At 49.5% G+C, this 25,908-nt stretch carries 22 protein-coding genes and 5 pseudogenes; 23 read left to right on the top strand and 4 right to left on the bottom strand.

Going from position 1 to position 25,908, the window contains the following annotated elements:
* Window positions 1-29: 29 nt before the first annotated feature.
* The 13 genes and pseudogenes from DWZ60_RS20550 (at window position 30) to DWZ60_RS01510 (ending at window position 14,867) form a co-directional block, all read left to right on the top strand.
* Window positions 30-2,944: pseudogene (locus DWZ60_RS20550) on the top strand (insulinase family protein).
* 19 nt (window positions 2,945-2,963) lie between these two features.
* Window positions 2,964-3,881, top strand: coding sequence for a GTPase Era (gene era, locus DWZ60_RS01460; protein WP_055227900.1), 918 nt, complete (start codon window positions 2,964-2,966; stop codon window positions 3,879-3,881).
* Window positions 3,882-3,906: 25 nt separating this feature from the next.
* Window positions 3,907-4,650, top strand: coding sequence for a DNA repair protein RecO (recO, locus tag DWZ60_RS01465; RefSeq protein ID WP_119221153.1), 744 nt, complete (start codon window positions 3,907-3,909; stop codon window positions 4,648-4,650).
* 264 nt (window positions 4,651-4,914) lie between these two features.
* Window positions 4,915-6,357: a sugar transferase gene (locus DWZ60_RS01470; protein ID WP_055227902.1), complete on the top strand. Its 1,443-nt coding sequence runs from the start codon at window positions 4,915-4,917 to the stop codon at window positions 6,355-6,357.
* A gap of 408 nt (window positions 6,358-6,765) precedes the next feature.
* Window positions 6,766-7,965, top strand: a complete 1,200-nt coding sequence (locus DWZ60_RS01475) for an NTP transferase domain-containing protein (protein ID WP_330422039.1) — start codon at window positions 6,766-6,768, stop codon at window positions 7,963-7,965.
* The gene (locus tag DWZ60_RS18975; protein ID WP_330422040.1) at window positions 7,962-8,543 is read left to right on the top strand and encodes a phosphotransferase family protein; all 582 of its coding nucleotides are present in this window, start codon (window positions 7,962-7,964) and stop codon (window positions 8,541-8,543) included. The genes DWZ60_RS01475 and DWZ60_RS18975 overlap by 4 nt, the downstream gene beginning before the upstream one ends.
* Complete coding sequence (locus tag DWZ60_RS01480; RefSeq protein WP_118640329.1) at window positions 8,531-9,262, top strand: NTP transferase domain-containing protein; 732 nt, start codon at window positions 8,531-8,533, stop codon at window positions 9,260-9,262. Before DWZ60_RS18975 ends, DWZ60_RS01480 begins: the two co-directional genes overlap by 13 nt.
* Window positions 9,252-10,820 carry a BCCT family transporter gene (locus tag DWZ60_RS01485; protein WP_173829448.1) on the top strand — a complete coding sequence of 523 codons (1,569 nt, stop codon included), beginning with the start codon at window positions 9,252-9,254 and terminating at the stop codon, window positions 10,818-10,820. The genes DWZ60_RS01480 and DWZ60_RS01485 overlap by 11 nt, the downstream gene beginning before the upstream one ends.
* Window positions 10,792-11,139 (top strand): hypothetical protein, encoded by a 348-nt coding sequence (locus tag DWZ60_RS01490; protein WP_055227906.1) that lies wholly within the window; start codon window positions 10,792-10,794, stop codon window positions 11,137-11,139. The genes DWZ60_RS01485 and DWZ60_RS01490 overlap by 29 nt, the downstream gene beginning before the upstream one ends.
* 179 nt (window positions 11,140-11,318) lie before the next feature.
* A complete protein-coding gene (locus tag DWZ60_RS01495) occupies window positions 11,319-12,701 on the top strand; it encodes a lipopolysaccharide biosynthesis protein (RefSeq protein WP_119221154.1) in 1,383 nt (460 codons plus the stop codon).
* Between the two features lie 137 nt (window positions 12,702-12,838).
* On the top strand, window positions 12,839-14,020 hold the full coding sequence (locus DWZ60_RS01500) for an ATP-binding protein (RefSeq protein ID WP_119221155.1): 1,182 nt from the start codon (window positions 12,839-12,841) through the stop codon (window positions 14,018-14,020).
* A gap of 14 nt (window positions 14,021-14,034) precedes the next feature.
* Window positions 14,035-14,289 carry a helix-turn-helix domain-containing protein gene (locus tag DWZ60_RS01505; RefSeq protein ID WP_022462342.1) on the top strand — a complete coding sequence of 85 codons (255 nt, stop codon included), beginning with the start codon at window positions 14,035-14,037 and terminating at the stop codon, window positions 14,287-14,289.
* A gap of 5 nt (window positions 14,290-14,294) precedes the next feature.
* Window positions 14,295-14,867 (top strand): VanZ family protein, encoded by a 573-nt coding sequence (locus DWZ60_RS01510; RefSeq protein ID WP_118600910.1) that lies wholly within the window; start codon window positions 14,295-14,297, stop codon window positions 14,865-14,867.
* Window positions 14,868-14,942: 75 nt separating this feature from the next.
* Here the strand turns inward: DWZ60_RS01510 and DWZ60_RS01515 are convergent.
* Window positions 14,943-15,829, bottom strand: a pseudogene (locus DWZ60_RS01515) (DegV family protein).
* Window positions 15,830-16,035: 206 nt separating this feature from the next.
* On the opposite strand from DWZ60_RS01515, the gene udp reads away from it, so the two are divergent.
* Both udp and DWZ60_RS01525 read left to right on the top strand, forming a co-directional pair.
* A complete protein-coding gene (gene udp / locus DWZ60_RS01520; RefSeq protein ID WP_055220432.1) occupies window positions 16,036-16,812 on the top strand; it encodes a uridine phosphorylase in 777 nt (258 codons plus the stop codon).
* Between the two features lie 41 nt (window positions 16,813-16,853).
* Window positions 16,854-17,285, top strand: a complete 432-nt coding sequence (locus tag DWZ60_RS01525) for a cytidine deaminase (protein WP_117814561.1) — start codon at window positions 16,854-16,856, stop codon at window positions 17,283-17,285.
* An 86-nt stretch (window positions 17,286-17,371) separates the two neighbouring features.
* Here the strand turns inward: DWZ60_RS01525 and DWZ60_RS20555 are convergent.
* Window positions 17,372-18,831, bottom strand: a pseudogene (locus tag DWZ60_RS20555) (DUF1846 domain-containing protein).
* 575 nt (window positions 18,832-19,406) lie between these two features.
* On the opposite strand from DWZ60_RS20555, the gene DWZ60_RS01535 reads away from it, so the two are divergent.
* The 5 genes and pseudogenes from DWZ60_RS01535 (at window position 19,407) to DWZ60_RS01555 (ending at window position 22,595) form a co-directional block, all read left to right on the top strand.
* Entirely contained in the window at window positions 19,407-20,018 is a 612-nt protein-coding gene (locus DWZ60_RS01535) for a DedA family protein (protein WP_119221195.1), read from the top strand.
* A 319-nt stretch (window positions 20,019-20,337) separates the two neighbouring features.
* Window positions 20,338-20,757: a hypothetical protein gene (locus DWZ60_RS01540; protein WP_055227913.1), complete on the top strand. Its 420-nt coding sequence runs from the start codon at window positions 20,338-20,340 to the stop codon at window positions 20,755-20,757.
* 207 nt (window positions 20,758-20,964) lie between these two features.
* Window positions 20,965-21,660, top strand: coding sequence for a tRNA (N6-threonylcarbamoyladenosine(37)-N6)-methyltransferase TrmO (tsaA, locus tag DWZ60_RS01545; protein ID WP_055227914.1), 696 nt, complete (start codon window positions 20,965-20,967; stop codon window positions 21,658-21,660).
* A gap of 114 nt (window positions 21,661-21,774) precedes the next feature.
* Window positions 21,775-21,915: pseudogene (locus DWZ60_RS01550) on the top strand (glycoside hydrolase family 2 TIM barrel-domain containing protein); the annotation flags it as partial.
* A 20-nt stretch (window positions 21,916-21,935) separates the two neighbouring features.
* Window positions 21,936-22,595, top strand: coding sequence for a YkgJ family cysteine cluster protein (locus DWZ60_RS01555; protein WP_119221156.1), 660 nt, complete (start codon window positions 21,936-21,938; stop codon window positions 22,593-22,595).
* Between the two features lie 110 nt (window positions 22,596-22,705).
* Here DWZ60_RS01555 and DWZ60_RS17175 read toward each other — a convergent pair whose 3' ends face one another.
* Together DWZ60_RS17175 and DWZ60_RS17180 are read right to left on the bottom strand one after the other, a co-directional pair.
* Window positions 22,706-22,984, bottom strand: a complete 279-nt coding sequence (locus tag DWZ60_RS17175; RefSeq protein ID WP_158576261.1) for a LytTR family transcriptional regulator DNA-binding domain-containing protein — start codon at window positions 22,982-22,984, stop codon at window positions 22,706-22,708.
* Window positions 22,960-23,103, bottom strand: coding sequence for a hypothetical protein (locus tag DWZ60_RS17180; protein WP_158576262.1), 144 nt, complete (start codon window positions 23,101-23,103; stop codon window positions 22,960-22,962). Before DWZ60_RS17180 ends, DWZ60_RS17175 begins: the two co-directional genes overlap by 25 nt.
* Window positions 23,104-23,524: 421 nt before the next feature.
* On the opposite strand from DWZ60_RS17180, the gene DWZ60_RS01565 reads away from it, so the two are divergent.
* The 3 genes and pseudogenes from DWZ60_RS01565 to DWZ60_RS01575 all read left to right on the top strand — a co-directional run bounded on the left by DWZ60_RS01565 (window position 23,525) and on the right by DWZ60_RS01575 (window position 25,900).
* A complete protein-coding gene (locus DWZ60_RS01565; protein ID WP_147397708.1) occupies window positions 23,525-23,974 on the top strand; it encodes a hypothetical protein in 450 nt (149 codons plus the stop codon).
* Between the two features lie 63 nt (window positions 23,975-24,037).
* Window positions 24,038-25,149: pseudogene (locus tag DWZ60_RS01570) on the top strand (UDP-N-acetylglucosamine 4,6-dehydratase family protein); the annotation flags it as partial.
* The gene (locus DWZ60_RS01575; RefSeq protein ID WP_119221158.1) at window positions 25,112-25,900 is read left to right on the top strand and encodes a tyrosine-protein phosphatase; all 789 of its coding nucleotides are present in this window, start codon (window positions 25,112-25,114) and stop codon (window positions 25,898-25,900) included. The pseudogene DWZ60_RS01570 and the gene DWZ60_RS01575, both read left to right, overlap by 38 nt.
* The last annotated feature ends 8 nt before the right edge of the window (window positions 25,901-25,908 follow it).

The raw sequence follows: 25,908 nt of genomic DNA on the forward strand, positions 1-25,908 counted from the left end.
GAAAAACAACAAGAAAGGACACTTTTAACATGAACGCAGAACATTGCAAAGCCTACACCCTGCTGCAGGAACAGCAGATTGATGATATCCACGCACATGGCTACCTCCTTCGCCACAACAAAAGCGGAGCCCGCGTGCTGCTTCTCGAGACGGAGGATGACAACAAAGTATTCAACATTGCCTTCCGTACCCCGCCGGCCGACAGCACCGGCGTAGCCCACATCCTCGAGCACAGCGTCCTCTGCGGCTCCCGCGAATTCCCGTTAAAGGATCCCTTCGTAGAACTCGTCAAAGGATCCCTGAACACCTTCTTAAATGCTATGACCTACCCGGATAAAACCATGTACCCGGTAGCCAGCACCAACGATGCCGACTTCCAGAACCTGATGCATGTCTACATGGACGCCGTATTCTACCCGAACATTTACAAACACGACGAAATCTTCCGGCAGGAAGGCTGGAGCTATCATCTGGAAAGCGAAGACGGCCCGCTGACCTACAACGGTGTTGTATACAACGAGATGAAAGGAGCCTTCTCCTCCGCAGACGATGTCCTGGAGCGTGAAACCTTCAACACCCTGTTCCCGGACACTCCGTACGGCGTAGAATCCGGCGGAGATCCGTCCTGCATCCCGAACCTGACCTACGAAAACTTCCTGAATTTCCATCAGACCTATTACCATCCGTCCAACAGCTATATCTACCTGTACGGAAACATGGATATGGAAGAAAAACTGGCATGGATGGATGAAAAATACCTGTCCCATTTTAATGCAAAAGAAGTAAAATCCGAAATTCCGTATCAGAAACCATTTGCAGAGACCCTCGACATTGTACACGAGTACCCGGTACTCGACGGCGATCCGCTTGAAAACAATGCGTACCTGTCCTACAACATGGTCATCGGCAGCGGTCTGGATGTAAAATTAAACGTGGCATTTTCTGTTCTGGAGTATGCACTCCTTGACGCACCGGGAGCCCCGGTCAAACAGGCACTCCTTGACGCACACATCGGAAAAGATGTTTACGGCTCCTACGAGGACGGCATCCTGCAGCCATTCTTCTCCATCGTAGCCAAGAACGCCGATGAAAATGAGAAAGAAAAATTCCTGTCCATCATCCGCGGCACCCTCGAGGATATCGTGAAAAACGGCATGGATCAGAAAGCCATCGAGGCAGGCATCAACTATTTCGAATTCCGTTTCCGTGAGGCGGACTTCTCCAGCTTCCCGAGGGCCTGATGTACGGCATTGACGTCTTCGACAGCTGGCTGTACGACGAGAACAAACCGTTCGCCTACCTGCAGCAGCTTGCAATCTACGATGAGCTGAAAAAACTGGCAAAAGAAGGCTATTTCGAAAACCTGATCCAGACGTATCTGCTGGACAACACCCATGCCTCCATCGTGACCCTCATTCCAAAGACCGGTCTTGCCGCAGAAAATGATGCAAAGACCGCAGAAAAACTGCAGAAATACAAAGAGAGCCTGTCAAAAGAAGAGATCGAGAAAATCATTGCTGACACCAAAGAGCTGGCAGCATATCAGGAAGAAGAGGAGAGCGAGGAAGCACTCGAGACGATTCCGCTCCTGAAACGAAGCGATATCAAACGTGAGTCTATCAAACTTTACAATGACGAGCATGAAGTCGATGGAACGACAGTGCTTCATCACAACGTATTCACGAACGGCATCGGTTACTTAAGCTTGTTGTTTGATACGAAAAATGTGCCGAACGATCTGATCCCGTACATGGGCGTATTAAAATCCGTTCTCGGCTATGTGGACACCGAACACTACACCTACGGCGAACTGTTCAACGAGATCAATGCACAGACCGGCGGCATCAACTGCGGAATGCAGGTATTCCGCATTCCGGAAAATGATGACGACTGCCGCAGAATGTTCGGCATCCGCGCGAAATTCCTGTACGACAAACTGGATTTCGTCATGAAAATGATCGAGGAAATCCTGAACACCTCCCGCCTGGATGACGAGAAACGTCTTCACGAGATCATCTCCAGCATGAAATCCGGCCTGCAGAACCGCCTGTCTTCCGCCGGAAATGCAACGGCTGTGATGCGTGCAGCTTCCTATTACTCCCCGATGAGCAATTTCCAGGACCGCATCGCAGGCATCGGCTTCTACCAACTCTTAAAAGATCTGGACGAGAACTTCGATGAGAAAAAAGCAGAACTGATTAAAAATCTGCAGACCCTGATGAAATACATCTTCCGCAAAGAGAATCTGACCGTCTCCTATACAGCAGACGAGACAGGCTACGCACCGCTGGAAGAAAAAATCGCAGCATTCAAAGAGAATCTGTACACCGACGAAGTGGAGCCGGGCAGCATTGTGTATGACTTTGAACAGAAAAACGAAGCCTTCCAGACCTCCGGCCAGGTACAGTACGTGGCACTCTGTGGAAACTTCGAGCGCGAAGGCTACGACTACACAGGAGCCCTGCGCATCCTGCGTGTCATGCTGAGCTATGACTATCTGTGGATCAACATCCGTGTCAAAGGCGGCGCTTACGGCTGCGGCGGAGCTTTCGGAAGAGGCGGAAACGCGTGCATTTCTTCCTACCGTGACCCGAACGTCGGAAGAACCCTTGAAGTATACCGCGGTATCGGCGATTACGTGCGCAATTTCGAAGCAGACGAGCGCCAGATGACCAAATACATCATCGGAACGATCAGCGAACTCGACGTCCCGATGAACCCGTCCGCAAAAGGCCAGACCTCCGAGAGCGCATGGTTCAACGGCATCACCGAAGCAGACTTCCAGCAGGAGAGAGATCAGATCCTCGATGCAACCCTGGATGACATTCATGCACTGGCAGACCTTGTAGATGCAGCCTTAAAACAGAACAACATCTGCGTTGTCGGAAGCGAAGCAGCCATTCAGAAAGAGAAAGAACTGTTTAAGAACGTAGAGAACTTATAAATGAGGAGAAGAGACAGCAATGGAAAACAATGCAAATTATAAATCCGGCTTTGTAGCCCTGATCGGCCGTCCGAACGTGGGAAAATCCACGCTGATGAACCACCTGATCGGACAGAAGATTGCGATTACATCCAAGAAACCGCAGACCACCCGCAACCGCATCCAGACCGTTTATACGTGTGACGAGGGACAGATCGTGTTCCTCGACACACCGGGTATCCACAAGGCGAAAAATAAGCTCGGCGAGTACATGGTCGATGTAGCTGAGAAAACGTTAAAAGAAGTCGATGTGATTCTCTGGCTGGTAGAGCCGAGCAACTTCATCGGAGCAGGAGAGCGCCATATCGCAGAGATCCTGGAGAAAGTCAATGCGCCGGTCATCCTCATTATCAACAAGACCGATACCGTGGAGAAAGATAAAATCCTGGAATTCATCGATACGTACCGCAAGCTGTTCCAGTTTGCCGAGATCATTCCGTGCTCGGCACTCCGCCATCAGAACACCGATGACATCATTCCGAGCATCTTCAAATATCTGCCGTACGGCCCGCAGTTCTACGATGAGGACACCATCACCGATCAGCCGATGCGCCAGATCGTGGCTGAGATTATCCGCGAGAAAGCACTGTACGCCTTAAACGAAGAGATCCCGCACGGCATCGCCGTTGTGATCGACCAGATGAAAGACCGCCCGAACGGAAAAATCGTTGATATTGATGCGACCATCATCTGCGAGCGCGATTCCCACAAGGGCATCATCATCGGAAAACAGGGCGCGATGCTCAAGAAGATCGGAAGCAACGCGCGGTATGAGCTGGAGCAGATGCTGGAGCAGAAAGTCAATCTGAAGCTCTGGGTCAAAGTCAAAAAAGACTGGCGCGACAGCGATTTCCTTGTGAAGAACTTCGGATATGATAAAAAGAAACTCGATTTATAATATTGCATTATAATAAGGAAGAAACATGCGAGAACCAATCAATGTAAGCGGAATGGTATTATCCGCCTCCCCGGTCGGAGAGTATGACAAGCGCGTCGTGATCCTGACCCGGGAGCTCGGCAAAATCACTGCCTTCGCGCGCGGCGCCCGCCGCATGAAAAGCCCGCTGATGGCCGTCTCCAATCCGTTCGTCTTCGGCGAGTTTCAGGTCTACGAGGGCCGTGACAGCTACACCCTCTCCGGCGCAAACATTAAAGAATACTTCCTCGACCTGGCGCAGATGCAGCCCGGCGTTTATTACGGCTTTTATTTTCTGGAACTGGCCGAATATTTCGGCCAGGAAGGAAACGATGAAACCCAGATGCTTAACCTTCTGTACGTGACGATGAACGCCATCCGTCGCGGAAAACAGGACCTCCGCCTGGTCCGGTGCATCTTCGAACTGCGGACGATCACGATCAGCGGAGAAGCACCGCAGATGTTCTCCTGCATGGAGTGCAGCACGAAAGAGAATCTGACCGTTTTCTCCCTGCGCGACAGCGCCATCTACTGCCCAAACTGTGGAAAAACCATCAGAGATCCATGGCCGCTGCAGCCGGGCACCGTGCTGGCATGCCGCTATATCATTGCGGCACCGCTGGCGAAGCTGTATGGTTTTACTGTAAATGAAGAGATCCTGGACGAACTGGAACGATTGCTGCGTGCATATCTCCATCGCTATGTCGAAAAGAAGATGAAAACATTACAGATTCTGGATGTGATGAAATAATATAAAATGTAATAATTTGCAAAAATGTGAAATAATTATGTCCAAAAGTGTGTCCACACCTTTACAAATAAGTAGAAATGGGATAGAATATTTGGAATAAAGAAAAAAATGGTTCTGTATTCGTCACAGAAGATATTACAAATGCATAGTACCAGAAAAAATGAGAAGGTTTTAGTGAAAATGGTAATATAAAAGCTAGAAAAACTATGCGAAACAAGAGAATGTTACGAGTACGGCGAAAAAAATACGACAGGGGAGAAAGGTATGTACAAAAAATCATCCACAGGATGGCTGAAGCATCTGGATTTTATGGTTCTTGATATTATCTGTCTTCAGCTGGCTTTCGTCATGGGTTATTTCTTAAGACATCACAGTTTTAAGCCATATGAAAGCCCAATTTACCGAAATGAGGCTATCGTATTCGCTCTGATCCAGCTGATGATCATGTTTTTTGACGATTCCTTCAAAAACGTCATGAAGCGCGGATACCTCGTGGAAATCGGAATGACTGTAAAAAATATGGTATACATCATCGTTCTTGGTGTATTCTACCTGTTCCTGATTCAGGAGGGAGATCAGTTCTCCAGAGCAACCATTATGCTGACCGGTGCTCTGTACGGAATGCTTTCCTATCTGATGCGCATCGGATGGAAGGCTGTGGTAAAGAAACGCAGCAGCGGGGAACACAGCGGCCGTTCGCTTCTGATCATCACGACCGAAAAACAGTCACAGTCCGTTGTAAAGAGCATGCTGGATTTCGATTACATCGGCGTTCGTCCGACTGGCGTTGTTCTCGTAGACCAGGACAGAACCGGACACAAAATCCACGGCGTACCGGTGGTATCGAACCTTGCAGATGCAGCTGAGTATGTCTGCCGTGAGTGGTTCGACGAAGTGCTGATCGTTCTGCCGGAAGGCAGAGAAATCCCGCAGAAAGTATTCGACGCATTCGCCGAGATGGGCATTACGATCCACGTAAAAATTGCGGACGTGAACGAAATGCAGGGAAAAAATCAGACTGTAGAGCGCATGGGCAACTATACCGTGGTCACCACCTGCATCAATATGGCAAGCGCAGGACAGCTTGTGCTGAAACGAATCATGGACATCTGCGGCGGTCTTGCCGGATGTATTCTGACCGGAATCATCTTCCTGTTCGTTGCCCCTGCGATTTATATCAAGTCTCCGGGCCCGATCTTCTTCTCACAGTACCGTGTCGGAAAGAACGGAAGAAAATTCAAAATTTACAAGTTCCGTAGCATGTACATGGATGCGGAAGAGCGGAAAAAAGAACTGATGAAACAGAACCGCGTCAGCGATGGTCTGATGTTCAAAATGGAGAATGACCCGCGTGTCATCGGAAGCGAAAAAGGACCAGGCAAAGGAATCGGAAACTTTATCCGCAAAACCTCGCTGGATGAATTCCCGCAGTTCTTCAATGTGTTAAAAGGCGACATGAGCCTTGTAGGAACCCGTCCGCCGACAGTGGATGAGTGGGAGAAATATGAGCTCCATCACAGAGCAAGACTGGCAATCAAGCCGGGACTGACTGGTATGTGGCAGGTAAGCGGACGAAGCGAGATTACAGATTTTGAAGAGGTTGTAAAACTGGATACGAAGTACATTTCAGAATGGTCCTTTATGCTGGATATTAAGATTTTGTTTAAAACTGTACTGATTGTATTAGGCCAGAAAGGTTCTATGTAAAAAAAATGAAAAATGGAGATATATTGTAGTTTTGGGAGTAGTGTGGTAAAATAAAGGTAAATTTTAAGAAAAATTTATGAATGGAAGCGCAAAGAAGTCCTGATGACGGCGAAAAGGAAAAAGGCTTCCTTTGACAGGTGGTCCAAATAATGTTAATTATTTGGACCTTTTTATGTGAACTTCCTGAAATATTAACTCTCGTTTCGACATGTTCTTGCTTTAAGCCAGTTGTAGCATACTTTAAAAGGAATTTTATGAGAGTTAATTTTATAGGAAGTCACATATATACTACCACAAAAGTAATTATCTTTCACTGACAACTATCCTAACACACAGGGGATTGAAAAAGTCATAAAGTTATGGTATAATCGAAAACAAAAGTTCATGAAAAATGAAAGAAGGAAGTATATGAACAACTCAAAACAAGATATATTGAACAACCTGATAAAAGAACCCTTCATCAATCAGCGTATCCTTGCCGCACAGACCGGCCATTCGCTTGGAATCGTCAATCGTTCGATCAAGGAACTGATTTCAGAAGGTTACCTGGATGAAGAGATCCGTCCGACGGAAAAGACACTGCGTGAGGCAAAAGAGAAAGCGCCGAAAAACGCCATTATCCTTGCCGCCGGATTTGGTATGCGGATGGTTCCGATTAATACAGAGACACCGAAAGGACTTCTGGAAATCAAGGGAGAGCGGCTGATAGAGCGCACAATCCGTCAGCTTCATGAAGTCGGCATTACAGAGATTTACGTCGTTGTCGGATTTATGAAAGAGCAGTATGAATATCTGATCGATGAATACGGCGTAGAATTGATCGTCGCTCCGGACTATGTGTCGAAAAACAATCTGCATTCCCTGAAAACGGCGGCAGCCCATTTATCAAACAGCTACATCATTCCCTGTGATATCTGGTGTGAAAAGAATCCATACAGCAGAAACGAATTATATTCCTGGTACATGGTCAGCGATCTGGTGGATGATGACAGTACCGTCCGCGTAAACCGGAAGCAGGAGCTGGTCGTACAGAAAGAACAGGCAGGCGGAAACGCGATGATCGGCATCTGTTATCTGCTGGAAACAGAAGCGGAGATCGTGCGGGAGCGTCTGGAAGAACTGGGAAGAGATTCCCGATACGACGGAGCGTTCTGGGAGGAAACCTTATACCGGAAAGACAGAATGATTGTGACCGCCCGTGTTGTACATGCAGCAGATGCCGTAGAAATTAATACTTATGAGCAGCTGCGTGAGATTGACAGCGATTCCAGCCAGCTGCAGACGGATGCCATTCAGGTGATCTGTGAAGCACTTGGAGCACAGCAGGACGAAGTAACAAACATTACAGTTCTGAAAAAGGGAATGACAAATCGATCCTTTTTATTCTCCTGCAAAGATAAAAAATACATTATGCGTATCCCGGGAGAGGGAACAGATCAGCTGATCAACCGCCGCCAGGAAGCAGCCGTCTATCAGACGATCGCCGGCCGCAGGATCTGTGATGAGATTGCCTATATTAACCCGGAGAACGGCTACAAAATCACAGAATATCTCGAGGTGCGCGGGTCTGCGATGCAGAAAAGGAAGAAGATCTTCAGAAATGCATGAAGAAACTGCGGGAGTTTCACGGGCAGAAATTAAGAGTAGACCATTCCTTCGACCTGTTCGGACAGATGGAATACTATGAAAGCCTCTGGGAAGGAACTCCGTCAGCATATAAAGATTACGAAAAGACGAAAGCGCATGTGCTTCAGTTAAAGGATTACATCGAAGCAAATGCCGGAGAGCGGGTGCTCACCCACATTGATGCTGTGCCGGACAATTTTCTGTTTGTGGAAGAAAACGGAAAAGAGGAGATCCGCCTGATCGACTGGGAATACGCCGGAATGCAGGATCCGCATGTGGATATCGCAATGTTTTGTATCTATTCTCTCTACAAAAAAGAGCAGGTGGATCATCTGATTGATCTTTATTTTGAAGGAAACTGTGACGACAGAACACGCATAAAAATCTACTGCTACATCGCGGTCTGCGGTCTGCTCTGGAGCAACTGGTGCGAATATAAACGGAAATTAGGCGTGGAATTCGGAGAATATTCCCTGCGGCAGTACCGCTATGCAAAAGATTATTACAAAATAGTCCAGCAGGAACTGGGAGAGGAAGGAAAAGAAACATGTACAAAGTAGAGCGTGCCATTATTATGGCGGCAGGCCTCGGAAACCGGATGAAGCCGGTAACGTTAAAAACACCAAAACCGCTGGTCCGGGTAAACGGTGTGCGGATGATTGATACCGTCATCGATGGACTGCACAAAAACGGAATCACAGAAATTTACGTGGTAGTCGGTTACCTCAAGGAACAGTTCCAGACACTGGAAGAGGAGTACCCGGGTCTGAAGCTGATCGACAATCCGTGGTACGATACCTGCAACAACATCGCATCGCTGTATGTGGCGCGGGAACATCTGGAAAATGCGTTTATTCTTGACGGTGACCAGATCATCTATCATCCGGAAATTCTGGCACCGGAGTTTGAGCGATCCGGTTACAACAGCGTGTGGACGGATGATGAGACCGACGAGTGGCTGCAGACCGTGGAAAACGGCATTGTGACAGGCTGCAGCAGAACCGGCGGAAAGGGCGGATGGCAGCTATACAGCATTTCCCGATGGACAGCAGAAGATGGAAAGCGGCTGAAAGGCCATCTGGAGCAGGAGTTTGAAGTAAAGAAAAACCGTCAGATTTACTGGGACGATGTGGCAATGTTCTGTTACCCGAAAGAGTATCAGCTTGGCATCCGGCCAATGAAGGCAGAGGATATCATAGAAGTAGACAATTTCAGCGAACTTGTTGCACTCGATGCATCGTATGCGGATTACGCAGAAAGGGAAGAAAATGAACAGTAAGAACCAACAGAAGAAAAAAGAAATCGACTGGATGATCACGCTGGTGCCTCTGGCGCTGATCGTTGCTCTATGTATCGTATTTTTCTTTGCACCGGAGCAGTCGAATCAGGTACTTGGCCAGATTCGATTTCTGTTTGGAGACACCTTTGGAACGTATTACCTGGTCATCGGACTTGGCATTTTCTTTCTGTCTCTGTTTCTGGCAGGCTCCAAATACGGAAATATTGTGCTTGGAAAGCCGGATGAAAAGCCAAAATATTCCTTTTTTGCATGGGGATGCATGATGTTTACCTGTGGTCTGGCAGCAGATATTCTGTTTTATTCGTTCTCTGAGTGGATTTTGTACGCAACAGATCCTCACATCGCAGAACTTGGCAGCATTCAGGACTGGGCAGGCGTATTTCCACTGTTTCACTGGAGCTTTATCCCGTGGGGATTCTATCTGGTACTGGCTGTTGCGTTTGGCTTTATGCTTCATGTAAGAAAACGAAACCGTCAGAAATACAGCGAGGCGTGCCGTCCGATTCTGGGAAAACAGACAGATGGAATTGGCGGCCGTCTGATTGACCTTCTGGCTGTCTTTGCACTGCTGGCCGGAACTGCTACCACTTTTAGTGTGGCAACTCCTCTGATGGCGGAAATCATCGGCGAGCTGTTCCATATGGAAGTCAGCAGAACTGTGATTAATATTATCATTCTTCTGATCACCTGCTGTGTTTATACCTATTCTCTTCTGCATGGATTCAAAGGAATCAGCATTCTGGCCAAGGTGTGCATTTATCTGTTTTTCGGACTCCTTGCCTTCGTCCTGCTGTTTGGGGGAGAGACGCGGTATATTATTGAAACTGGATTTTCTTCTCTTGGAAAAATGATTCAGAACTTTATCGGCTTATCAACGTATACGGACCCGATGCGTACGACAAACTTCCCACAGAACTGGACCATTTATTACTGGGCATACTGGATGGTATGGTGTGTGGCAGCACCGTTCTTCATTGGCAGCATTTCCCGCGGAAGAACCGTGCGCCAGACAATTATCGGCGGATACGGTTTTGGTGTGGGTTCCACGCTTGTCAGCTTTATTATTCTTGGAAATTATTCGATGGGAAAGCAGATTTCAGGTGCAATTGATTTCATTTCGCAGTATAATGAAAATGGAGATTTATATCATCTGATCGTGTCGATGATCAAAACCATGCCGTGTGCACCGCTGATTATGGTTGTTGTATTAGTTACGATGGTTGCATTTTATGCGACATCGTTCGACTCGATCGCATTGACGGCATCGTGCTACAGCTACCGGAAACTGGAAGACGGCGAAGAGCCGGCAAAAGGAATTCAGCTGATGTGGTGTATCCTGCTGATCCTGCTTCCGATTGCACTTCTTTTTGCAGAGAGTTCCATGAACAGTCTGCAGTCTGTCAGTATCGTAGCGGCATTTCCGATCGGCATTGTGATCGTGATGATTGCGGTCAGCTTCTTAAAAGATGCAAAACTGTATTTAGAAGAATTGCAGGGAGGAAAAGCGCATGGAGAGGAGAAAAAAGAGAATCGTTAAACTGACAGCATTTTTGTTTCTGCTTGCGGCATCCATTTTTGTGATGCCGCAAAAGGCGTTTGCGGACGAAAATGAGGATGTTACATTGCCGACGGGCGATATTAAACCCATGGAACCACAGCAGGATGAGTCCGGGATTGATACATACGGGGCCGATGAAGGCGATGAGTTCAGCGGAACGGAGTATGAATTGTATACGGTTCTGGAGAATCGTGTGAAAGAAGCGATGCTGGCTGGAAATGAATGGGTATCCATTAAAGATTTAAAAATAAGAAGGGATACCTATGACATTTGGGAATCGAAACACATAAAGCAGTGAGAATCCCCCATGGTTGAATGGAAGCGTTCACATGGGGGATTTTAATGGATGTTCCTCTTGCAGTCCCCACCATTTTGTGTTACCATAAAACACGCAAATAACCAACAGCAAGGAGTTCTATTTTACATGAACATTACCTCAAAATACCGTTCTCTCTCCGTCCAGGCGAAGGCGGCGCTTTGGTTTACGATCTGCAGTTTCTTACAGAAGGGCATTTCGTTCATCACAGTTCCGATTTTCACGCGTCTGATGAGCACCGAGGAGTACGGACCTATACGGTTTATCTGTCCTGGCTGCAGATTTTGACGATTATGACATCGCTGTATTTATTTAATGGTGTTTATGACAATGCGATGGCAAAGTACGAGAAGCAGCGGGATGAATATACATCTGCAATGCAGGGACTGACGCTTGTGATTACGGGTGCGGTTTTTGCATTGTATTGTTTTACATCGGGTTTCTGGGAGAAGATTTTAAATCTGCCGAAATCCATGATTTTGCTGATGTTTTTGGAAGCGCTGCTGAGTCCGGCGCTTTCTTACTGGTCGGGGCGGCAGCGGTTTGAGTATCGGTACCGGATTCTGGTCTGTGTGACGATTCTGCAGGCGCTGATGAACCCGATTGCGAGCTTGGTGCTGATCCGCATGAATGGCGGTACGGCCATGATGAGGATCCTGGGTATCGTCGGAGTGCAGATCTGTATCTGCGTGCCGATTATTGTGTTCCAGTTCTGCAAAGGAAAAGAGTTCTTTTCGAAGGAATACTGGGGCTACGCACTGCGGATCGGAATTCCGATTGTGCCGCATTATCTGTCCGGTATTATCCTGAATCAGGGCGACCGCATCATGATCGACAAGATGGTCGGAAAGACGGAAGTTGCGCTGTACGGGCTGGCGTACAGCATTGGTATGCTGGTGCAGCTTTTCATCAGCGGTATGAACAGTGCATTGACACCGTGGATGTACAGCAAGATCAAAAAGGGCGACATCCGCTCGATGCGGAAGGTGCTGCAGCTGCTGAGCATTGTAGTGGTCGGCATAGCCGTGGCGCTGATGCTGATCAGCCCGGAGCTGGTGCTGATTTTCGGATCACCGAAGTACCGCGAGGCGGTGTACGTCATTCCGCCGGTGGCAGCGAGTGTGTTCTTTATCTTCATTTATAATATTCTCTCGATGCCGCAGTTTTATTATGAAAAAACACAGTTTCTGATGGCTGCATCCATGGCGGCGGCAGGAGCGAATGTGGTGCTGAACTTTATTTTTATCCGCCTGTTCGGTTACATCGCGGCCGGTTACACGACGCTGGCATGCTATATGCTGTATTCAGTCGGCCATTACATTGTGAGCAAACGGATTCTGGTGAACGAAGGAATCCAGGAAAATCTGATGAGTCCAGGATTTCTTGTGGCGTGCTCCGCTTTTCTGATTGGAGCAAGCATCATCTGCAATCTTATTTTCCCGTACAGGATCCTGCGTTACGCGATTCTGCTCGCAAGTGCAGGGCTGGTCTTCTGGAAGAAAGAACTTCTGCTGAAGACGATGGCGGATATTCGGAAAAAATAAAAAAGTGGGGGAGGATTTGAAACGAATGTTCAGAGACTCCCCGTTTTTGTGCGTTTTTTCTTGACAGTCACAGAAAAAACGATACAATGAAAGAATGAAGAAAAGTAAGGCATTTTAATTAGAAAAGGAAAAATTACATGAGTACCAGTATTTCAATAAAAGAACTAAAAGAGCTCGATCCGTCAAGCTATCAGATCGTCGATATCCGCGATGCGGTAGAGATCTCCCACGGCGCGATTCCGGGAGCGCTTGTGATGAAGACAGAAGAAATCGAGACAAGTGATGCGATTGACCGGAGCAAAAAGACGATTATCTGCTGCAACCGCGGCCGGTTCAGTGTCGCAGCGGCGGAAGAATTACAGGAAAAGGGCTGGGACGCTGTGAGCCTGGAGGGCGGTTACATCGCCTGGCTGATGGATGTGATGAGCGCGCCGGAGGAGCAGGACAAGGCGGCAGACGTGGAGAAGAGTCTCCGCAAAAAATTCAAAAAGTCGATCTGGTCCAAATTTACGAAAGCGATCAACACATACGAGCTGGTAAAACCGGGCGATAAAATCGCTGTCTGTATTTCCGGCGGAAAAGATTCGATGTTGATGGCGAAATGCTTTCAGGAGTTAAAGCTTCACAATAAATTTGATTTCGAAGTAAAATTCGTTGTCATGGACCCGGGATACAGCCCGGAGAACCGCAAGGTGATCGAGGATAACGCAAAGAGCCTCCATATTCCGATCACGATTTTCGAGACCGATATTTTCGATTCGGTTTACCATGTCGAAAATTCGCCGTGTTACCTCTGCGCGAGAATGCGCCGCGGCCATCTGTACCATTTTGCACAGCAGCTTGGCTGCAACAAGATCGCACTCGGCCATCATTACGATGATGTCATTGAGACAATCCTCATGGGAATGCTCTACGGTGCGCAGGTGCAGACGATGATGCCGAAGCTTCACAGCATCCACTTCGAGGGCATGGAGCTGATCCGCCCGCTGTATCTGGTGCGCGAGGATGATATCAAGGCGTGGAGAGATTATAACGGTCTGCATTTCATCCAGTGTGCCTGCAAGTTTACCGATACCTGCACGACCTGCAATAACGAGGAGAATCGTTCGAAACGCGTGGAGATCAAGGAACTGATCAAAAACCTGAAAAAGGTGAATCCGTTCGTGGAGAGCAATATTTTCCGCAGTGTCGAAAATGTCAACATTGACACCGTGGTCGGCTACAAGCAGCACGGCATCCGCCACAATTTCCTGGAAGGATACGACGACAATCCGGGGTATGTGCCGGAGGCAGAAAAAGCAGCGGCGGAGACGGAATAAAAAGAAGGAACTCTATGCACAGAAAAATAGAAGAAACGCCGGAGCGGGAGAAAATGCTGATCCGGCTGAAAGAGCTCCGTCTGGAACGCGGTTACTCGATGACGCAGGCGGCGCGGAAGATTTTCAGTCACCCGGACACCTACAACCGGTATGAAAAAGGCATTCGTGAGATTCCGTTGGACTGTCTGATTACGCTGGCAAAGCTGTATGACTGCAGTCTCGATTATCTCGCGGGTGTTTCCGATCAGCCGCGAAAATACGGAAGGTGATGTAAATGGCAATTCCTCTTTATCTGACAACGATTGAACAGGATATTTTTGATACATTCCGGTATCTGCCGCATGCGGTTGCAGTCGGTGTCGGCTTTGTGACGGTTGCGGCGGCGTGGAAAAATCAGCAGATCCAGAAGAAACGGAAACGGCTGGAGCAGTACCGTGCGCTGCACGGCGGGCAGCTTCTGGCGTGGTTTCTGGTAGCCGTCTATTTTGCCATGCTGATTTCGATTACACTGCTTTCGAGAGAACCGGGTTCGAGAACCGGTGTGGATTTGAAGCTGTTTGAAACCTGGGGAAACCAGCGTCTGCCGGACCGGTATTTTGTGGAAAATATTCTGCTGTTTCTGCCGTTCGGTGCATTACTGCCGGCGGCGGTGCCGTTTCTTCGGAGATGGTGGTACTGTGTGTATGCGGCATTTGCCACGAGCATGATGTTGGAAACTGTGCAGCTTTTAACAGAGCGCGGCTTCTGCCAGTTAGATGATGTTGTGACGAATACGCTTGGAGCAGCCATCGGGTATCTGGTGTTTGCACTGGTGCGGAAATGTTGGAGAGGGAAGATAGAAGAATAGAAGGAAAACAAGAAGGCTCTGCCCAAATGGACAGAGCCTTTTTCTTTCCTGTTTTTAGATGGAAGTGCAGGAGAGTTAATCCACCCGTTCTTTCCCCCAGAAAAACAATGCCACGGTTCCCGGCCCTGTGTGGCTGCCGATGGTGGTTCCGATGTTGTTGATCTCGACTTTTCCGTTCAGATTGGGAAAGCGTTCCTCGATAAGATCCGCAACGGCCCGCGCATCGTCGTAGCAGGCGGACTGGGAAATGTAGCATTTGCCGGAGTAGGAGAGGCCGCCCTCGGCGTTTTCTTCCATCTGGTCGACGATTTTTTTGATGACTTTTTTCTTCGTACGGATTTTGAACCGCGGAATCAGCCGTCCTTCGTTGTCCATGTTGAGCAGCGGGCAGATGCCGAGAAAGCCGCCGATTGCGCCGGAGGCTTTGGAGATGCGGCCGCCGCGCACGTAGAAGGTGAGGTCCGTGGAGAAGAACCAGTGATGGACTTTGAGGCGGTTTTTCATCGCAAAATCGTAAACCTCTTCCAGCGGTTTTCCTTCATCGCGCAGGTCGGCAAGGCGGTCCATCAGAAGACCATAGCCGGAGGAAGCGCCGAGGGAATCCACGATGAGGATTTTCCGTTCCGGGTAGCGCTCTTCAAGGTCGGCTTTGGCGATCATCGCAGAATTCAGGACACCGGAAATGCCGGAGGAGAGGCAGACGTGGAGAATGTCTTTGCCGTCCTGCAGGAATGTTTCAAAATAGGCTTCAAATTCATCGGCATTCACCTGGGATGTTTTCGTGGAAGCGCCGGCGGCCATGGCGGCATAAAACTGATCGAACGGCATGGACTTGCGAGATCGTCCGCGTACTCGGTGTCATTTAATTTGTAATGGAAACAGATGTATGAGATTTCCCGTTTGGAGAAATGTTCTTCGGTAAGGTCTGCTGTAGAGCAGCAGCTGATGACATAGGAACTCATAAAATAATCCCTCCTTGTAAAAATGAAAGTAAGAACTCTGGTTTCTGTGCCTATTGTAGCATCCCGAATGGGAAAAGGCAACTGCGGAACGTGATTATATCCGTAATGAAAGGGGCGGTGAAATGGTGTCAAGCCTTGTATTTGCGGTACGGCCTGTGGTAAAATAGAACTATGAGAATACGAAAATACAAAGGAGGTTTTTGCATATGCAGAATTATTCAGGAGAAGAAGGGTTGCAGTATCATCTGCAGATCCGAAAAGGCGATGTGGGACGGTACGTGATTCTGCCGGGAGATCCCAAACGGTGTAAAAAAATTGCAGCTTACTTTGAGAACCCGGTGCTCGTCGCAGACAGCCGGGAATTTGTGACTTATACGGGTACTTTGGACGGTGTAAAGGTTTCCGTTACATCTACCGGCATCGGCGGTCCGTCGGCTTCCATCGCGATGGAAGAGCTGATCCAGTGCGGCGCCGATACGTTTATCCGCGTCGGAACATGCGGCGGTATGGCACTCGATGTAGAGGGCGGCGATATCGTGGTGGCAACGGGAGCGATCCGTGCGGAGGGAACGTCAAAGGAATACGCACCGATCGAGTTCCCGGCAGTCGCAGACCTTACCGTGACGAATGCGCTGGTGCAGGCGGCAAAGAATCTTGGGAAAAAATGGCATGCGGGCGTGGTACAGTGCAAGGATTCCTTCTACGGCCAGCACGACCCGGAGCAGATGCCGGTCGGCGATGAGCTGCTGAAAAAATGGGATGCATGGATGAAACTTGGGTGCAAAGCGTCAGAGATGGAATCGGCGGCACTCTTTATCGTGGCAAGTGCCCGCGGCGTCCGTGCCGGATCCGATTTTCTTGTGATGGGAAATCAGGAGAGAGTGAAACGCGGCATGGAGAACCACATTACGCACGATACGGAAGGTGCGATTCAGGTAGCCATCGAGGCACTGCGGATTCTGATCCGGGAAGATCAGAAATAAGAAAGAAAAAATAAGGGGATACTGGAAAGGGGATGCTGGATATGAAACAGGAAATCAGTACAGAAATAAAACAGGAGCTGGTAAAACAGGCTCTGGCAGCGCGGAAATTTGCGTATGTGCCGTATTCGAAATTCCGCGTAGGCGCGGCGGTTCTGGCAAAGAATGGAGCGATTTATACCGGTTGCAACATTGAAAATGCGGCGTATACACCGACAAACTGCGCGGAGCGCACCGCGGTCTTCAAAGCCGTATCCGAGGGCATAACGGAATTTGACGCGATCGCCGTCTGCGGCGGCCCGGGAGAGGCAGAGCCGGAGGATTTCTGCACACCGTGCGGTGTCTGCCGTCAGGTGCTGCGGGAATTCGTTGATCCGAACAAATTTCTCGTCCTTCTCTGCAAGGGCGACGGTTCCTGGAAAGAAATGACACTCGAGGAGCTGCTGCCAATGGGATTCGGAAAAGAAAATTTATAAACAGAAGCCGGAAAAGAAAAAATCCAGGGCAGGTACGGAAAGTACCGTATGCCCTGGATTTTTTATGTCCAAGATATAAAAATTATTTACTGAAATTTCGGCTCACAGGTCAGATCGCATCCCAGACGCTGGAACATTTTGCGGTCCACATCGGAGAGCATAACGCTGGAGTGCACCTGGCAGCCCTTTAACTGCGGCAGGCAGGAGAGTGCTTTCTGTGCATCCTCGCTCTGTGCAGCAGTAGCAGACAGCGCAATCAGAACCTCGTCGGTATGAAGACGCGGGTTCTTGCTTCCGAGGTACTTGGTTTTCAGGGTCTGGATCGGAGCGATGGATTCCGGTGAGAGAACATGTACGTCATGGTCGATGCCGGAGAGCTCTTTTAATGCATTCAGCAGAAGCGCCGCGCTCGATCCGAGCAGATCGCCGGTCTTTCCGGTGATGACGCGTCCGTCCGGCAGTTCCATGGCAGCAGCCGGTGCGCCGGTCGCCTCGGCACGGACAAGAGCCGGGGAAACGGTGGTACGGTCTGCGGCAACGATGTTTTCCTGTTTCATCAGAAGCTCGATTTTGTAAGCCTCAGTCTCGGAGCGGGAGCCGTCTGCGATACCGTCCACAGCAGTGTAGTAGCGGCGGATGATCTCCTGACGGGAAGCCTCACGGCATGCCTCATCATCAATGATACAGTTTCCGGCCATGTTGACGCCCATGTCAGTCGGGGATTTGTACGGCTCTCGCCGAAGATCTGCTGGAAGATCGCACGCAGAACCGGGAAAATCTCGACATCACGGTTGTAGTTGACGGTTGTCACGCCGTATGCCTCGAGGTGGAACGGGTCGATCATGTTGACATCGTTCAGATCGGCGGTAGCAGCCTCGTAAGCCAGGTTGACCGGGTGCTTCAGCGGCAGATTCCAGATCGGGAAGGTCTCGTATTTTGCATAGCCGGCGTTTACACCGCGTTTGTGCTCATGGTAGAGCTGGGAAAGGCAGGTTGCCATCTTTCCGCTTCCCGGTCCCGGCGCGGTAACGACAACGAGCGGACGGGTTGTCTCGATGTACTCGTTCTTTCCGTATCCCTCATCGCTCACGATCAGCGGCACATTATGCGGGTAGCCCGGAATCGTGTAGTGAATGTAAACCGGGATGCCGAGCTTCTGCAGTCTCTTCTTGAAAGCGTCTGCACTGTGCTGTCCGGAATACTGCGTGATGACAACACTGCCGACATAGAGGCCGCGTCCGCGGAACTCATCAATCAGGCGGAGCACGTCGCTGTCATAGGTGATGCCGAGGTCGCCGCGGATTTTGTTTTTCTCAATATCGGCTGCGGAAATCGCCATTACGATCTCAGCCTGGTCGGAGAGCTGCATCAGCATGCGCAGTTTGGCGTCCGGTGCAAAGCCCGGAAGAACGCGGGATGCGTGGAAATCATCGAACAGCTTTCCGCCGAATTCCAGATACAGCTTGTTGTCAAACTGGTTGATGCGGTCGCGGATATGCGCAGACTGCATTTTCAGGTACTTCTCATTGTCAAATCCAATCTTCATGGTATTTTTCTCCCTTTTTATCCATGGTGTCTGTTAAAAACAACTGTTTTCATTTTACTATACGAAAAAGTCCCGTGCAAGAAAAAATTATCGTGGGAACTTTAGAAAATTAAGGAAAAAAAGAGCTGAAAATAAAAAATCTCCCAAAAAGGAGAGAGGCCGGGACTTGTTAGGGCCCCGGCGGTATGAAAAAGAAATCTATCTATTAGAAAGGTTGGCATTGGAGACATGCTTCCAAGGGTGCTTTGCTGTCTCCTGGTTAAAATTTATAGAAAAACGATGGAGGTTTGTGTTTGTTTCCTTCGTTGTTGATGAGATTAGTATACGGAAAAATTGTGACCAGAATGTGTACATGAGATAAAGCTTTTCTGAAGAGAAGATGAAAACAAAACAAAGAAAATCTGACGGAATCGTAAACAGAGGAAAGTTTTGGCGGAAAAAGGGGTCATGCAGAGGGGCGGCGGTGCATAGAATGCAGGGGAAGAAGGAAAAAGCAGCGATTCCGTGACGCGGAACAGAGACGGGAAAACGCCGCAGGTCTCAAAACGGTGCGGAGCTGCTGGAACGGAGAAAGCTTGCAGAACGTAATCCTGGATATGGTCAACCGCTTTGGATATGTCGGCGTTCTGATTCTGATTGCCGTGGAAAATGTCTTTCCGCCGATTCCCTCCGAGGTGATTCTGACGTTCGGCGGTTTTCTGACGACATGCACCCGTCTGCATCCGGCGGGCGTTGTGCTGTCATCCACGGCAGGATCGCTTCTCGGGGCGCTGGTTCTCTATGGAGCGGGAACGCTTGTCAGCCCGGAGAGCCTTAGTGAACTGCTCGACAGCCGCCCGATGAAGCTTCTCGGATTTCACGCGGAGGATGCCTGGAAAACGATTACCTGGTTTCAGAAGAAAGGCCAGCGGGCCGTTCTGTTCGGCCGGTGCATTCCAATCATCCGAAGCCTCATTTCCGTCCCCGCCGGGATGGCACGGATGGAGATGCCGAAATTTCTGCTGTTTACAATCATCGGAAGCACGGTGTGGAACATTCTTCTCGTCGGAACCGGTGCTGCGGTCGGTGTGGCGTGGGAGCAGGCGGCGGGATATGTGAAGATGTATGCAGAGATCGTTTTTCTCGTGCTGGCAGCCGGAGCGGTATGCTTTCCGGCGGTGCATTTATATAGGAAGAAACACAAATGAAAAAACGTAAGTTGCATGAAATGAGGGACAAAATGTAAAAAATATACTTGCAATTCGACAGGAAGTGTGCTAATATACACATCAACAAGTAAAAGGGAGTAGCGAAACGCCGCGGGAAACAAAAACGCATCCCGAGTGGGTTTGAAATCGTCAGCCGATGTCGAGAGACGTCCGTATCAAATGAGAACGCAAGACTTTTATTGTGGCAGTCGTCATGATAGGAGTCTTTTTTTATACTCCTGAATACCAAAGACAACATGAACTGCCGGAGCAATCCAAACCGTTGCCAGCGGAACAAAAGTGGCGGAAAGAGGAATGTATGAGCAGCGAGAGAGTGAAAAAAGAATTATACGAAACAGCAATGACCGGAGAAAAGGCACTGACCAGTCTGATGTATGTACAGATGACACTGTACGCAGCCAAAAGCCAGAGAACGTACGCAAAGGTACGCGGCGAGGGCAGAGCGATGATGCGCCACACAGGGATCCACATGAATCAGTATTTAAGGGCTGCAGGGAATGATCTGGAAAGCTTTCGGATCCGCTTAAAGGAAACGCACCTGCCGGATGAACTTCAGCCGAAGGCGGGAGCGTTTCTGGTTCAGACGGTACATACTTTTGATACGACAGAGAAAAATCAGATGTACCGCCAGGAACTGCTGGGACTGGAAGCGAAAGTAAAAGAAATAGCAGAACAGATTGAAGGACTGCTGAAAGGCATGCGGGAACTTGGAGCATAAAGAGGAGAGAACAGGAATCGGAACAGCAAAACGGTTCCTGTTCTTTTTTTGCGGTCATAGGATAGAAAAACGGATTTGCAAATTATGAGAAATCCGTCCTTTTCTGACACTTTTCCGCCAACCGCCGGCTGGCAGGTGGACTTTTTTCCGGCAAAATGTTAGAATAAACCTATTCAGAGTCTGGTAAGGATAAAGGAGAAAACCGTTTTGGCAGAAGAAATTGCAGTGAAAGTGATTGCCCGGATCCACACGGATTTCCCGGAAAAGTTCGGGATTCCGCGGCAGAGCGGGTTGATTGAAGAATTAAAGAGTACGATCGTCTTTGAACCGGAGTTCCGCGATGCGAATGCGCTGCGCGGCATCGAGGAATATTCCCATCTCTGGCTGATCTGGGAGTTTTCCGAGGCTGTGCGCGACACCTGGTCACCGATGGTGCGGCCGCCGCGGCTTGGCGGAAACAAGCGGGTCGGTGTATTTGCAACGCGCTCTCCGTTCCGGCCCAATCCGATCGGGCTTTCTTCGGTAAAGCTGGAGCGTGTGGAGCAGCATCCGGCACTCGGGCCGGTGCTTCATCTGTCGGGGGCAGATCTGATGGACGGTACGCCGATTCTGGACATCAAACCGTATCTGCCGCATGTGGACAGCCATGCGGAGGCACTTGGCAGCTTTACGGAAAAAACGAAGGAATACTTCATTCCCGTTGAAATTCCGGATGAGCTGCTGAAAAAAATTCCGGCGGACCGCCGGGAGGCACTGAAAAAAGTGCTGGAGCAGGACCCGCGCCCATCGTATCAGAACAGTGAAGAGCGCATTTACGGGCTTTCCTTTGCGGGAATGGAAATCAAATTCCAGGTAAAGGACCAGGTGCTGCATGTCGTGGGGGCAGAGCGCGCCGGAACGTAAACCGGCAGGAAAAGCAGGGGGATATACAAGAAAAATGGAGAAGGAGGAAACAAAAGTATGTTATATCCAAGTATGACATCGTCCCGGTTTGTCAGTGACCTTTCGGGCATCTGGGACTTTGCGACGAGCCAGAGTCTCCTGCGCGTGCAGGGCAACAAGAAGGGAATCTTCACCCGCGACCGCAAGCCGAAACTGGAGGCACATTATTTCCGGGAGAGATGGCATCAGATTCCGGATTTTGAGTATAAAAAATAAAGAACAGACAGGAAGAAAGTATGGAACGGAACGTAGATATAGACAAGATTTCAGATGGAAAACGATATGGAGCGAATGACATGGTAAAAGTGGGCTGCGACGACTGCCGCGGATGCTCCGCCTGCTGCCGCGGGATGGGCGACTCGATTGTGCTCGACCCGATGGATCTTTACCGGCTCGAGAGAAAACTCGGCAAAACGATGGAGGAGATTCTGACGGCGGGATATATTTCACTCCGCGTAGTGGACGGTGTGATTCTGCCGCATCTGAAAATGACGGAGCAGTCAGACCAGTGCAGTTTCTTAAATGATGAGGGCCGGTGCAGCATTCACGATGCGCGGCCGGGCTTCTGCCGGATGTTTCCGCTGGGACGGCTGTATGAGAACGGAACGTTTTCCTATTTTCTTCAGGTCAGCGAATGTCCGAAGGAGAATAAGACAAAAGTCAAAGTCCGCCGCTGGCTCGACACGCCGGAGCTCGGAAAGTATGAAGCGTTTACGAACGAATGGCATTATTATCTGAAAAAAAAACAGAACGAGGCGCGCCGGACAGAGGATGACGCGCTGCAGCAGCAGATCAGCATGGGAATTCTGAAGCTGTTTTATCTGCTTCCGTATGACACAAAGACCGATTTCTATGCGCAGTTTGCGGCGCGGATGGAAGCGGCAGGGAAAAACTGAAAAATAAACAGAAACAGGACAGCAGCCGTTGGTTCGAAAACAGAACCAGAGGCTGCTGTTCTTTGTATCGGTGGATCAAAGGCTGCAGGACATAGAAAATCAAAATCATATTATAAGCGGCGAGACAGTGTTCTGGCATAAGCGAGGAAGGCTTCGCGGGTTTCACGCTTCCGTCTGCGGCTGCAGAAGACGGTCTGTCCGTTTTTCAGCAGAACCTCGCCGGTTGCCTGCACGAGCGCAACGTGGGAGAAATTGATCAGCAGACCTTTTCCGTTGCGGAAAAAACGGCCGGTTGAGGCAAGACATACCGTCAGGCCGGCAAATGTGCACCGGGTTGAAAAGTCACCCTGAACGGTATGCAGAATCAGCCGGTGCTGACAGGCCTCCACATAGATGAGATCATCCAGCGGAAACCGGATTCGTTCTGAGGCGCCTGTGTGATGATGACCGGAATTTCGAGAAGAACCGGATCGTTGGAATTCAATGGAAAAATCAACTCTGAATACAAAATTACCACCTTCTGAATTACTTACCGTTTGCGTCGATGTGCAGCCGTTCACGTCGAAGCGGTTGTCCGGCGCAGGAAAACATGATACTGTAACTATGAAATCATTACAGGAACGATCATACGATTACAAACTGTAGTTTAGCACATCCACAGGATTTCATTCAAGCCGAAAGCCTCACTTCTGATAAAATCGTTCGACGAACAGTGACGCACCGCGACACCAGAACTCGAAAAAGATCAAAAAAGCAAACTCCATGTAGAAAAAACACAGAAAAGAAAGTGAAAATCGAAAGAAAAGGAGGCATAAGCAGATTGACGATGTGAGATAGATTTGGTATAATATTCCAAAAATAAATATTACATATAACATTACTATAGAAAGAAATACAAAGAGCAGATGGAGAAGATTATGAGGAAAGAAATGGAAGAAATCAGAGAAAAGGTACATACAACAGCAGATGCAGCATTATTCTTATGTTTTCAGGAGCTGAACGGAAGCCATTCCAAAGGTGTGATCCGCCTGCCGCTTCTGCATTACGATGTTCCGTTTGCGGGATACGGGGAAATGCTGCTTTGGATGAACCGGATTTATGATTTGCTCGGTATGCCGGATGCGGGAAGCTGTATGCGAAGCCTGCGGGAAGAAGAAAAAGACGAATGGGAATTTACGGAGGATATGAAAAACCGGCAGGAGACCACGCTTCCGGCCGGAACCGAGCGGATGGTCAGCATTCAGATTCAGTTCCGCCAGCACTGCAGTCTGCAGGGATTTCTGATCTGCGGAAAGCAGAAAGCCGGTTTCCGTTCGGCGCTGGAGCTTTTGTATCTGCTCGAAGACTGTCTGCAGGAGCAGGAAAAACAGGATGCCTGAAAACGGGAGAAGATGTCGAATAGAATGAGAGCGGGAGCTATGAAGGAAGAAAAAAAGATCAGAAAAAAAATTAAAATTGAGGATTTGCTGCCTAGGGATCCGGTCCGCGTCGATCTCGATGCGATTCTCGATTATGTCCAGGGGAAAGCAGTTCTTGTGACGGGAGGAGGAGGCTCATCGGCAGCGAGATCTGCCGACAGTTAGCTGGCCACGGTGTCGGTCATCTGATCATTTTTGATATTTATGAAAACAATGCATACCAGATCCAGAAATCGCTGGAATGGGAGTTCCCGAGGCTTCACATGACGGTGCTGATCGGTTCGGTGCGGGATGAACGGCGGCTGCAGTCGATGTTTTCCCGTTACCGGCCGGATATCGTCTTTCACGCAGCGGCGCACAAGCATGTGCCCCTGATGGAGGGCAGTCCGAACGAGGCGATCAAAAATAACGTGATCGGAACCTTAAAGACGGCGCGCACGGCAAGCCGGTATCACGTAAAAAAATTTATTCTGATTTCGACAGACAAGGCGGTCAATCCGACGAACATCATGGGAGCGAGCAAACGGCTCTGCGAGATGGTGATCCAGATGATTGGAAAACACAGCACCACGGAGTTTGCGGCGGTGCGCTTTGGAAATGTACTTGGCAGCAACGGCAGCGTCATTCCGCTGTTCCGCCGCCAGATTGAGCACGGCGGGCCGGTGACGGTGACGCATCCGGACATCATCCGTTATTTTATGACGATTCCGGAGGCGGTCAGTCTGGTGCTCGAGGCGGGCGCGTATGCGAAAAACGGCCAGATTTTTGTCCTGAACATGGGAGATCCTGTCCGAATTGCGGACCTTGCGAAAAACATGATCCGCCTTTCCGGGTATGAGCCGGGAGTGGAAATCGAGATCAAGTACATTGGCCTGCGGCCGGGCGAAAAGCTGTATGAGGAGCTGCTGATGAATGAGGAGGGGATGCAGACGACAGAAAACACCCGCATTTTTATCGGCCGGCAGATTGCTTTTGATGAGACGGTATTCCGAAAACAGATGAAAGAACTCGAGCGGGCGGCGGAAAACGAATGTCCGGACATCTGCGAGAGGGTAAAGAGAATGGTGCCGGAATATCAGTACGAAGGAGAAAAGAAGCATGACGGACCTTCATATACATATTCTGCCGGGGGTTGACGACGGTTCCCCGAATCTGTCCACATCCCTTGAGATGGCGGAAATTGCGGCAAAGAGCGGAGTGCGTATCCTTGCTGTGACACCGCATGCAAACCAGACGGGAATCGAGGGCGTGGAGGATGGGTATGTCAATTACGATTCGGAGCAGCTTTTGGAGCTGTTTTACCGTCTGGAACAGGAAATCCGGAAGGAACACATCCCGATCAGCCTGGTGCGCGGCATGGAAATTATGAGCATCGGGCCGCTTAACGAAAAAATCAAAGAGAGAAAGCTGATACCGCTTCATGAAAGCCGCTATTATCTGATCGAGGTGCCGTTTGACATGGCACCGGACGGGATCAGAAGGCGGCTGATGGAATTTCCGGCCATGGGAAAGATCCCGGTGCTGGCACATCCGGAGCGGTATTTCTGCGTGCAGGATTCGCCGGAGCTTCTGTATGAGTTCCGGGAAATGGGCGCAGTTCTGCAGATGAACAAAGGAAGTGTATTTGGAAGATTTGGAAAAGAAGCAGAGCGGACAGCACAGTATCTGCTGGAAAACCGTCTGGCAGGCTGTGCGGCAAGCGATGCCCACCGCGTCAATTACCGGACACCGGACATGAGACCGATCCGGGAATTTCTGTCGGAGTGGTACGGTGAATCGTATGCGGAGCTTCTGCTGAAGGTAAATCCGAGGAGAATTCTGGAGAACCGGCCGGTTCTGTATGAGCCGTCTCCGGAACGAAGGCGGAAAAGACGCTGGTTTGTCTGAAAAACGAA

The sequence above is a fragment of the Blautia sp. AF34-10 genome, assembly GCF_003477865.1.
Lineage (GTDB): Bacteria > Bacillota > Clostridia > Lachnospirales > Lachnospiraceae > Fusicatenibacter > Fusicatenibacter saccharivorans.